At 77.0% G+C, this 3,158-nt stretch carries 1 protein-coding gene; it reads left to right on the top strand.

Annotated elements, in window-relative coordinates; genetic code table 11:
* Window positions 1–3,158, top strand: a 3,158-nt coding sequence (locus ACFVYI_RS42325) for an SDR family NAD(P)-dependent oxidoreductase (RefSeq protein ID WP_387895439.1), incomplete at both ends; no start/stop codon positions are given.

Below are 3,158 nucleotides of genomic sequence, written 5' to 3'. Positions count from 1 at the left end.
GCCTCGCCGACCACCCCTGGCTCGCCGACCACGCCGTCTGGAACACCCCGCTCCTCCCCGGCACCGCCCTCGTCGAACTCGCCCTCCACGCCGGCGACCACACCGGGTGCGACGTCCTCGACGAGCTCACCCTCCAGGCCCCGCTGCTGCTCCCGGAGGACGGCGCCGTCCGGATCCAGGTCCGCATCGGCGCGCCGGACGACGACGGCCGGCGGACCTTCGCCATCCACTCCGCGCCCGACACCCCCGACGATCCCGACGCCCCCTGGGCCCGCCACGCGACCGGCGTGCTGGCCACCGGCGCCGAGCGGCCGGCCTGGGACCTCGCCACCTGGCCGCCCGCCGGCGCCGTCGCGGTGGACATCGAGGGCCTCTACCCCCGCCTGGCCGAGGACGGCCTGGGCTACGGTCCGGCCTTCCAGGGCCTGCGGGCGCTCTGGCGACAGGGCGAGGACCTGCTCGCCGAGGTGCGGCTGCCGCGGGAACAGCACGACGGCGCCGCACGGTTCGGCCTGCACCCCGCCCTGCTGGACGCCGCCCTGCACGCCGCTGCCGCCGCCTCGCCCGGCGAGGTACGGCTGCCGTTCTCGTGGACCGGCGTCACGCTCCACGCCACCGGCGCGACCGAGCTGCGGGTCCGGCTGACGCCCACCGGCTCCGAGGGGCTGGCACTCGCGGTGGCCGACGCCGCCGGCGCCCCCGTGGCCCGGGTGGCCTCGCTGGCGAGCCGCCCGGTGGACCGGGACCAGGTGCGGGCGGCCCGCGACGGCGGTGCCAACCCGCTGCTGCGGGTCGAGTGGACCGAGCTGCCGGCCTCCCCCGAGGCGGCGACCGGGCGCTGGGTGCTGCTCGGCCCCGACCGCCTCGCCCTGTCCGACGCTCTCCGGCTCGGCGAGTACGCCGACCTGCCCGCCCTCGCCGAGGCCGTCGCGGCCGGCGCGACCGTGCCCGACGCCGTCCTGGTCACCTGCGCCGGCCCCGGGTCGCCCGACACGCCCGCCGCCGTACGCGCGGTCACCGAGCACGTGCTGGCGCTCCTCCGGCAGTGGCTCGCCGACGAGCGCTTCGCGGCCTCGCGGCTGGTCCTGCTCACCCGCGGCGCGGTGGCCGCCGCCGGCGGCGAGCATGTGCGCGACCTCGTCCACGCCCCGCTCTGGGGCCTGCTGCGCTCCGCCCAGACCGAGCACCCGGGCCGCTTCGCCCTGCTCGACCTGGACGACCGCGCCCCCGGGCCGGGGGACGTCCTCGCCCGGGCGCTGACCCGGGCCGTCGACGCCGACGAACCTCAACTCGCCGTACGGGACGGCGTCCTGCTGGCCCCCCGGCTGGTCCGAGCGGCCACCGGCCGGCTGTTGGAGCCCCCGGCGGACACGTCGCACTGGCGCCTGGACACCACCGCCAAGGGCACCCTGGAGAACCTCGCCCTGCTCCCGCACCCCGCGGCCGCCGCTCCGCTCGGCCCCGGTCAGGTCCGGATGGCCGTGCGCGCCGCCGGCATGAACTTCCGTGACGTCCTGCTCGGGCTGGGCATGGTCGACCAGGACGTGATGGGCGGCGAGGCGGCCGGCGTCGTGCTGGAAACCGCTGCCGACGTCGACGGGTTCGCGCCGGGGGACCGGGTGATGGGCATGGTGCCCGGCTCGTTCGGGCCGGTCGCCGTCGTCGACCACCGGCTGCTCGTCCCGCTGCCCCCGCAGTGGACGTTCACCGAGGGCGCCTCGGTGCCGATCGCCTTCCTCACCGCCTACTACGGCCTGGTGGACCTCGCCGGGCTCGCCGCCGGCGAATCGGTGCTGATCCACTCGGCGACCGGTGGCGTGGGCATGGCCGCGATCCAGCTGGCCCGGCACCTGGGCGCGGAGGTGTTCACCACGGCGAGCCCGGCCAAGTGGGAGACCCTGCGCGCCCTGGGCATCCCGGAGGACCGGATCGCCTCCTCCCGGAGCCTCGACTTCGAACAGCACGTCCGGGAGGCCACCGGTGGCCGGGGCGTGGACGTCGTCCTGAACTCCCTCGCCAACGAGTTCGTCGACGCCTCGCTGCGCCTGGTCGCGGACGGCGGCCGGTTCGTGGAGATGGGGAAGACCGACATCCGCGACGCGGCCGAGGTCACCGCCGCCCACCCCGGCACCTCCTACCTCTGGTTCGACCTGATCGAGGCCGGCTACGACCGGATCGGCCGGATGACGGCCGAGCTGATGCCGCTGTTCGAACGCGGCGTGCTCCGGCCGATCCCGGCGCGGACCTGGGACGTGCGGCGCGCCACGGAGGCGTTCCGCTTCATGAGCCAGGCCCGGCACGTCGGCAAGGTGGTGCTCACCATGCCCACCGGACCCGACCCGGAGGGCACGGTGCTGATCACCGGCGGCACCGGCGTACTGGGCGCCATGGTGGCCCGGCACCTGGTCACCGAGCACGGCGCGAAGCACCTGCTGCTGCTCGGCCGGCGCGGCCCCGAGGCCCCGGGCGCCGCCGAGCTGACCGCCGAACTCACCGCCCTGGGCGCCCGGGTGACGGTCACCGCCTGCGACACCGCCGACCGCGACGACCTCGCGAAGGCCCTCGCCGGCATCCCGGCCGACCACCCGCTCACCGCCGTCGTCCACGCCGCCGGCGTGCTCGACGACGCGGTGATCGCCTCGCTGACCCCGGCCCAGCTGGCGGCCGTCCTGCGCCCGAAGGTGGACGCCGCCTGGCACCTGCACGAACTGACCCTGGACGCGGATCTCGGCGCCTTCGTGCTGTTCTCCTCCTCGGCCGCCGTCCTGGGTGGCCCCGGCCAGGGCAACTACGCCGCGGCCAACACCTTCCTCGACGCGCTCGCCCAGCGCCGCCGTGCCGACGGGCTGCCCGGCCAGTCGATCGCCTGGGGCCTGTGGGAGCGGGCCAGCGGCATGACCGGCCACCTGGACGCCACCGACCTGACCCGGCTGCGCCGTTCCGGGGTGAGCCCGCTCGCCGACGCCGACGGCCTGGCGATGTTCAGCGCGGCCCTGCACGCCGACCAGCCGGTCCTGGTGGCGATGAAGCTCGACGTCGCCACTGCTCGCACCGCCTTCCGGAACGGCTCGGTGCCGCCGCTGCTGCGCCGGCTGGTCGGCGCGCCGGGCCGGCCGGCGGTGGCGGCCGGCCCGGGCGGCGGGGACGCCGCGCCGGCC

The organism is Kitasatospora sp. NPDC058218, from assembly GCF_042882445.1.
Taxonomy (GTDB): Bacteria; Actinomycetota; Actinomycetes; order Streptomycetales; family Streptomycetaceae; genus Kitasatospora.
This window is presented reverse-complemented; position numbering and strand designations above follow the sequence as displayed.